Raw genomic sequence first — 7844 nt, 5'->3', positions numbered from 1 at the left:
TGAACGACCGGCGCTTGCGAGGAGGCATAGCGACATCCTTCCAGCAGGACCTCCGGTCCTGCCAAATCAGTGTCCACTATCCGGGGGAAACCTCACCCGCCGCACGCAGATCCTCCGGTTGCGGGTCGTTGTAGACGGTCAGCGAGACCGCGGGGTCGTGGCCGTGCCAGGCCGCGACGATGTGGGGATGAATACCGCGGGCGAGCATGAGAGTCACCGAGGTGTTGCGCAGGCCCTTCAAATGGATGCGGCGCAATCCGAGTCGACGCCGCAACCGGTGGAACTCGTCGGAATACCATTCGGGCCGAACAGGAGTGCCGTCTTCGTGCACCGCGATCAGCCGGTCATCCGACCACGGAATGCCCAGGGCCAGGCACTCGGTCCTCTGCAGCCGCTTCAGGTTTCGCAACGCCGCGGTCACGTCTGCGGGTGGCGGGAGGTCCCGGCGGCTCCGTTTCGATTTGGGCCCGTTCTCTTCTGTCTGGGTGCCGACCGTCACTCGTCCCCGGCGTATCCGGATCAGCGTTGCGTCGATGCGGGTCCAACGCAGCCCGAGAACCTCCGACCTTCGCAGGCCGTAGCAGGACAGCAGCCAGCACGCATACAGCCGTTCGTGGCGTAATCCTTCACGGAAACGCTCGATCTCGGCTGGCGTCCAGGATTTGCTCGTCTCGAGCTCGTCCTCGTCGAGGGCCTCGTCGCCGGGCCGCTCCACGAGGGCAATCACGTTGGGTTCCAACAAGCCCTGGTCGACGTAGGACTGTACGACCATCCTGAAACGGGTCAGAGTCGACCGGACGGTGACGGCCTTGACACCTGGTTCCGCCGGGACGAGAGTCGCCGGGTCGATCGCCACGTAGAACGCCCGTTGGGGGCGTGTGATCCTGCTGGCGCGGAGGAGGCCGGACAGGCACGTGTGGACGTCCTCGCCCGGGAACTCCGCTCTGATCTCGGCTGCCGACACCCCGTGCGGATGCTCCAGGATGAAGCCGGCGACGCGGGACATGAGCGAATCTGCCCGGTAGTGGCGTGGATTGACGCGTCCGTTGCCGAGCATCCACTCCACCAGTTCGTCGCCATCGGCCTTGGTGAGCTGTGTCAGGTTCTTGTGGCCGAGGCGCCGCCTGGCCGGCTTCAGGTCGTTGCGGTAGCCCTCCAACGTGTCGTCGGATGCGGCGGCGGCCCTGCAGCCACGCTTCGCACGCCTCGTCCACGGTGACATCCAGCGGTCGCTGATACCGGCCTTCCGCGACTTCAACTGTGATTCGGCGGTATTCGCGTCGTGCGTGGGTGAGAGTGGTGTAGGTGAAGCGGGGGCGGTCGCGGGAACCATCGGGTTTCAGGCCGACATCGATCTGGAAGTGATACGACTTGGATCCGTTTTTGGCGATCCGTACGTCGATCGGCTCCGACCTGCGGCCCTTCGTGGCTTCAGTCGAAGCGGAGTCTCGTGGGCGTGACATACGTTTCGAACCTCCTGTTCTTACGAGGTGTGGGGTGACGCGACTGGGCCGGACTGCGGCGATAACGTGTCGTCACCGAGACAGCGCAGATCGAATGGGATTAGTAGGCAAGGGAGTTGGCGGCCGCTGCGTTCGGTCGCGAAACGTGATCAAGGAAGGTAGGCCGATGGTGAACGTGTGTGCGGCAGCCTGAGAGTGTTTGTGATCTACGAGGGTTGGTTGTCCGAGACGGGGTCCTCTGGGCTGTCGTCGACCTGAGGAACTCGACGGATCCAGCTGGAAGGGACCCGCACACTGCGGCGTATTCGAACCGCGGGTATCTCGCCGGCGGCGCCGTGGACGGGGCACGCGCGTGAGGCGTTCACTATCAGTCGGTGCGCTGGTACTGATTACCGCCGTGTGGTCGAGCATGGCGACCGCGCACGCCGACCCCGACACGGCAACCTGCGCACCGATGATGATCGACGTGACCGGCGGACAGGTGAGCGCGACTCTGTGCACACCCGCAATGCCCACGGACACGGTCGTTCTGCTGCAACCCGGCGCATCCGTGGACCAGTGGTATTGGGAGGCAACGGGGGTCGAGCCCCAGTACTCGTTCACGCGGGCCATGAACACCGCGGGCTTCGCCACGATGGTGATCGATCGCCTCGGCAACGGCGCCAGCAGTCGGCCACCGAGCTGGACACTGACCGCGTCGACCGCCGCGCAGCAGCTGCTCGACGTCGCCGACGGCCTCCGGCACGGAAAGTTCGGCACTGCCTCCTACCGCACCGTCGTCGCCGGGGGCGTCTCGCTCAGCTCGGGGGACTGCGCTGATCGCCGCCGCGTCCGACACCCGACACCTTTTCGACGGGCTCCTGCTCACCGCGTTCTCCCACTCCCTCAGCTACCCCGACGCGCTGAGCACCGCGGCAATCTCGTTCCGGCCCGCCGTCATGCTGGACCCCGTCCGATTCGCCGGATACGACCCGGGCTACCTGACCACCGCCCCCGGCACCCGCGCCGACGCATTCGCCACCCCCGACACCGATCCCGATGTCCTCGCCGCGGACGAAGCTCACAAGGACGTATTCTCCCCCACCGAATTCGCCACCGCGTTGACCAGCATGATCCTGCCACTGGCACGAGACGTACACGTGCCGGTACTCATCGCCAACGGCACCGAAGACCGACTGTGTGCCGCGGTATGTGCGAGCAGCGAATCGTTGCAGCAGGCGGAGGTTCCGTGGTTCTCACCGGATGCCCATCTGCGGGCCTTCGTTCTGCCCGATTCGGGTCACGCGATCAACTTCGCTCGCGGAGCAGCCACGTACCAGGCGTCGTATGTGACTGGATCAATACCGCAGTCCGGCAGTGACGCGAACGGGCCGGGAGACACGGGCGTTGGGCTCCGGGGCGCACACTTCCACTTGTTTCACCCCAAACGGATGAACTGCGAGAATAGCTGTGCCTGATGGCAACTGGTGCTCCGCGTCACGGCACGAAAATCGGATCCACTGGCCGTCAGAGTGATTGGCGTAACGTGGCCAGGAGAGTGTTGTAGGCATCAATGAATTCCGCCGCCGCTTTCTCCGACAGCCGGTGGCTCCAGCCTGTTTCAGGGCAATCAGAAGTTCGGTAAGAGCGCGTGGGCCAGGCGAACGGCCGTCGTCGAGCACCGCGTTCCGATTTCGCGTGCACCCCGGGACGAGTACCGAATGCCGGGCGGTGGCGGTGGAACGCGATTTGGTGCAACTGGCCCAGCTGGCGGGGTTCGTCGTGCGGAACCGCGAGCACGCTAGCGGCGTTGTCGGCGCATCGGTCTTGGACGAACTGGTCACTGAGGTCGAGCAGAAGCAGTGGCTCGGCGATCCTGTCGGCGTCAACGCCGCCGATACCTCTGAGCTGATCGAACTGGACCCAAGGCAGCTGGCGGCGCATCGGGACGAATTCGACCGGTTGCCCGACTATTCGCGCAGTCGCGAAATCATCGACGCATTGCGTTGCTATGCGGTGACATGCATCCCGTACCCGAAGCGGACGGAGGCCACGTTCTGGACCGTCAGTTGTCTGCCGAAGGCGAGCGTTCGGCTGCGTGTCGATGGTGAACTACCCAGCTATTCGCACGGCGGCTGCGTATTACAACCTGGACGTGATGCGTCGCCGACAGTCCGGCCACAAGAATTCACACTGCCGCCAGTTAGCCCAAGCCGCTCGCACCGCCGACATGACCGGTTGTCAACGAACTAGCCTGGAACATCAGCCAGCTTGCCTGAGTCCTGTTTCCAGCGTCCTGTTTCCGGCGCCCTGTAATAGCCGCATATCGCGCATTCACCCGCGAGCGCATTTTGTCGCTACAGATTTGCCGTAACGGCCAGATGGCTCCCGTCAACTGGCCGTCAGTGGGAGTTCCAACTGGTCACTGACAGCTTGGGCAATACGAGAGCAATAGGGCCGTTGTCAGGGGTGATGCGGTCCAGCCGTGCAGCGCACTCAGTGGAAGATCCACGGTGAGAAGCTTGTTGAGGAAGCATTTCGTGATGGACCTGTCCGATGAGCGGCGTAGCTACGTCGTCCCATATCAATGACCGCTGTTGCCCTTGGAGCGACACGGCATGGTTGGAAAGCTATGCTGCCCAACGACGCAGCGGCTGACACGACCGATACTGAGGGGACCTCGTGTATCAAAAACTGGGGCATGTCGGGCCGACGCGTACACATTGCGGGATGGATTGTTGTGGGGTGCCGACTGCCCGATCCGTAGGCATGAGGTCATTGGTTCACGGTCAGCCATTGCCATTCGGTGAAGTTGTCCCAACTATGGTCAGCTCCATAACGGGTGCCATTGCCGGATGCCCCGGTCCCACCGAAAGGCACGACTGCGTTGTCGCTGATGGTCTGGTCGTTTACGTGTACGATTCCGGCGTCGAGCTGCTCGGCTATCGCCAGACCGCGTGCGACCGAGCCCGTGTGCACAGCGGCTACCAAGCCGTACTCTGTTCGGTTGGCTAGCGTGACTGCCTCTTCGGCGTCGACTACGACGATTACCGGAGCGACGGGGCCGAATATCTCTTCGGTGAAGGCTGGCATGCTCGGCGTGATGTTGGCCAGCACAGTCGGCCGGTAGTACAGGCCATGGTCGTGCCCGCCTGTGCGAAGCTCGGCATTTGCGGCCACACTGTCGGCGACGATCCGATCTACCCGCTGGAGCTGGGCTTCGTTGATCAACGGTCCGAGCGATGCTTCCGTGGTCCACGGATCACCGAGCGTGAGTTTCTCGGCCCGTCGCGTAAGTTCGTTCACGTACTCGTCTGCGATGGACTCAACGACGATGTGCCGGCCCGACGCCATGCATACCTGGCCCTGATGGAAGAACGTGCCCATGGCACCTGCCGCGGCGGCCAGCTCCAGGTCGGCGTCCTCCAGTACGATCAGCGCGTTGTTGCCCCCGAGTTCCAGTGAGTGTCGTTTGAGCGCACGACCCGCAACTGCTCCCACCTTCCTGCCGACCTCGGTCGATCCGGTGAAGGCGATCATGTGGACGTCCGGGTTGGCGGTGACGGCCTCGCCGGTTTCCGCATCACCGGGAACGATGTGCAGCACGTCCTCAGGGAGTCCGGCCGATCTCAGAATCGCGGAGAGCAGGAACCCTCCAGATACCGGGGTGTTGATATCCGGTTTGAGCACAACAGCATTGCCCAGCGCGAGCGCCGGAGCCACCGCGCGCACACCCAGCAGCATGGGGAAATTCCATGGACTGATCACGCCAACAACGCCGACTGGAACCCGGCGCGCGATGCTTCTTCGCGCCGGTTCTGATGGGAGGAGCTTGCCGTGCGGCTGCATCGGCAATGCCGCGGCGGTCCACATCTCGTCCAGCACTGCGCTGATCTCGGCAGCGGCCTTCTGCCTGGTCGAGCCACCCTCACGGACCAGCCACCGAGTCGCCTCGTCGGTGTGCTCGGTCAACAGGGTCGCAGCGCGTCGGAACAACTCCGATCGCTCGAGGGCAGGGACAGACCTCCAGGAGCGCTGTGCGTGGTGCGCGCGTGCTGCGGCTGCGCGCACGTCGTCCGACGACGCAACGCCAACGGTAGCGAGCGTTGTGCCAGTGGCTGGTTCGAGCACTTCGACTGTGCCGCCGGAGCAGATCCGCCAGCCATCGCTGTAGATCTTGCCGGGTAGTTCGTTTGTATTCACCAGATCGGACATCTGTGCCCCTGAGATTCGCTGGATGGGTGTTCAGCTTTGTCGACCATGGCCGGTGATGGGCACGTCCACGAGGAGCGGAGCGTCCCGGTGGGCGGCCTTGGTGATCGCCTCGGCCAGTTCGGCCGTGTTGTCGACGCGAACTCCGTCGATGCCGAAGAACTCGGCGGCCTTGGTGAAGTTCAGGCGGGTGGGGCTGAGATCGAGCCCGAGGTACCGGCCGGTCCGAGTCGACCTGCTGTGCCAGGAATCGAGCGTTTCCTTGAGCGTCCGGTACTCGCCGTTGTTCATGACCACGAAGGTGACCGGTAAGCGGTCTCGCCCGGCGTTCCACAGGCCCTGTAAACCGAACATTGTGCAGCCGTCACCGAGCACGGCTATGACAGGACGTTCCGGATTTCCGAGCCTTGACCCGATCGCGGCGCCGATGCCGTGTCCGAGGCCGCCCCCGATAGTGTGCACGTAGGACAGTGGTTTGTCCTGGCGCAGCACGTCCCGCAGCAGCACACCGCTGGTGATCGCTTCTTCGACCACGACGGCGTTGTCGGGCAGGTTGGCGGCGATCGTGTGGACCGCGGCCAGCGGTTCCAATGGCGCTCGGCCGTATCCAGACCGTGCCGCGACTTCCCGGTCCGCGCGGTATCTTCTGTGTCGCTCGTCCGCGTCCGCGATCCGTTCCGCGGCCTGCGGAACCCGGTTTAGCAATGAGTCGGCGAGTGCAGACAGCGTTGGTGTGATGTCGCCGACGAGGCCGAGTCGGACCCCGAAATTCCGGCCGATCTCGTTCGGATCGGAGTCGAGCTGGATCACGGTTGTCGTCGGGGGAACGGCCGGTCCGGGTGTGTAGTGGTGGGGCATGAATGCATGACACCCCACGATGAATACGACGTCGTGCGCGGACAGCACCCGGTTGATCTCGGCATTCTTCGGGACGAGCGCACCGGCGAACAACGGGTGATTGCCCGGGAAGTTCACGCCGTCGTTCATCGGCTGGTGATAGACGACAGCGCCGATGCGTTCGGCGACGTCGACGAGTGCTGACATCGCCCCCTCCCGGCCGACGCCATCACCGGCGACGATTGCAGGACGAGCCGCGGCTGCGAGCAGATCTGCGGTATCGGAGATCCGAGCAGCGGGCCCCAACGGTGTCGCCACCGTCCGGCTCGGCAGATCCACGGCAACATCCTCGGCCAACAGATCCATCGGGATAGCCAATAAAACCGGACCCGCTGGTGGGCGCGTTGCCAGCGCGAACGCGCGGCGCAGCAGAATCGGCAGGTCGAACGCGTGCTGGACGTCGAACGCATGCTTGACCGCAGGACGGGCTAACCCGACCAGGTCGCCGGACAGCATAGGGTCCTGCACCAGGTGTCGGCGGTCCTGCTGTCCGGCGGTGACAACCAGCGGTGTGCGTGATCGCGAGGCGTTGAGAAGGCCCACCAGACCGTTGGCGAGACCTGCCGCTATGTGCAGGCTGACGAAGGCCGGGCGGCGCGTGGCTCGCGCATAGCCATCTGCCATCGCGACTACAGAACCCTCGTGGACGCCGAGGATGTACTCGATGTCCCCGGCTTCGACCAGGGCGTCCAGGAACGGTAATTCGGTGGTTCCGGGGTTGCCGAACACCTTGGTCACCCCCTCGTCGCGGAGGACCTGCAACAGCGCTTCCACTGGTCTCATAGCCACTTCCTGCGAGTTAGTCCGGTCGGCGCCGGGCGCCACAGCAGGGGGCCGGGCTCTGAAGGGGATGTGCGGTTCGTGCGCCCAACTCGACCCGATCCCTGAGTCGTTGTAGGGCGGAGTGATAGAGCCGTGCGATGTCGTCGGCGATCTGCTTCTCGTCGCCCGGATTTGCCGTATTTACTGTGGCCGTCCATCGCACCGTCGATGCCTCGTTGTCGCCGTCAACGGTCAGGGTGGACTCGATGTGGACGCTAGGTTGACGGAACTCGAAGGTGTAGTACTGTGCCTCGTCGTCGTACCGCAGGATCCGTTCGATGGCGGAACCGCCGCTCTCGAATTCGATGTGGCGTACGTCGCCGTCGAGGTGCGAGATGGTCAGACCGGGCACCCAGTCCGCGATGTTCCCGGCATCGCCTGCAGTTCGCCAGGTGATGACTGCGCCGACATTGATGTCGACATGAGCTTCGACGTTGTGCATGTTCGTGTACTCCTCAGCCGAACTGGAAT

General features: G+C 64.1%; 6 protein-coding genes. 2 read left to right on the top strand and 4 right to left on the bottom strand.

Annotated elements, in window-relative coordinates; translation table 11 throughout:
* Positions 1–76 precede the first annotated feature (76 nt).
* Positions 77–1222, bottom strand: a complete 1146-nt coding sequence (locus ACIA76_RS41755; protein ID WP_397160825.1) for a tyrosine-type recombinase/integrase — start codon at positions 1220–1222, stop codon at positions 77–79.
* Between the two features lie 1179 nt (positions 1223–2401).
* Between ACIA76_RS41755 and ACIA76_RS41750 the strand changes: the two genes are divergently transcribed.
* Positions 2402–2920, top strand: a complete 519-nt coding sequence (locus ACIA76_RS41750; protein ID WP_397160823.1) for an alpha/beta fold hydrolase — start codon at positions 2402–2404, stop codon at positions 2918–2920.
* Positions 2921–3173: 253 nt separating this feature from the next.
* Positions 3174–3695 (top strand): hypothetical protein, encoded by a 522-nt coding sequence (locus ACIA76_RS41745; protein WP_397160821.1) that lies wholly within the window; start codon positions 3174–3176, stop codon positions 3693–3695.
* A gap of 522 nt (positions 3696–4217) precedes the next feature.
* Here the strand turns inward: ACIA76_RS41745 and ACIA76_RS41740 are convergent.
* Genes ACIA76_RS41740 through ACIA76_RS41730 form a run of 3 tightly spaced genes read right to left on the bottom strand, consistent with a single transcriptional unit; the run spans position 4218 to position 7815 of the window.
* On the bottom strand, positions 4218–5657 hold the full coding sequence (locus ACIA76_RS41740; protein WP_397160819.1) for an aldehyde dehydrogenase family protein: 1440 nt from the start codon (positions 5655–5657) through the stop codon (positions 4218–4220).
* A 30-nt stretch (positions 5658–5687) separates the two neighbouring features.
* On the bottom strand, positions 5688–7376 hold the full coding sequence (locus ACIA76_RS41735) for a thiamine pyrophosphate-binding protein (RefSeq protein WP_397160817.1): 1689 nt from the start codon (positions 7374–7376) through the stop codon (positions 5688–5690).
* Positions 7351–7815 carry an SRPBCC family protein gene (locus ACIA76_RS41730; RefSeq protein WP_397160815.1) on the bottom strand — a complete coding sequence of 155 codons (465 nt, stop codon included), beginning with the start codon at positions 7813–7815 and terminating at the stop codon, positions 7351–7353. The genes ACIA76_RS41735 and ACIA76_RS41730 overlap by 26 nt, the downstream gene beginning before the upstream one ends.
* Positions 7816–7844: the final 29 nt, after the last annotated feature.

This window comes from Nocardia sp. NPDC051570 (assembly GCF_044454005.1).
In the GTDB taxonomy this organism is placed as follows: domain Bacteria; phylum Actinomycetota; class Actinomycetes; order Mycobacteriales; family Mycobacteriaceae; genus Nocardia.
The sequence above is the reverse complement of the archived record's forward strand: the minus strand, read 5'-3'. Positions and strand labels throughout refer to the sequence as shown.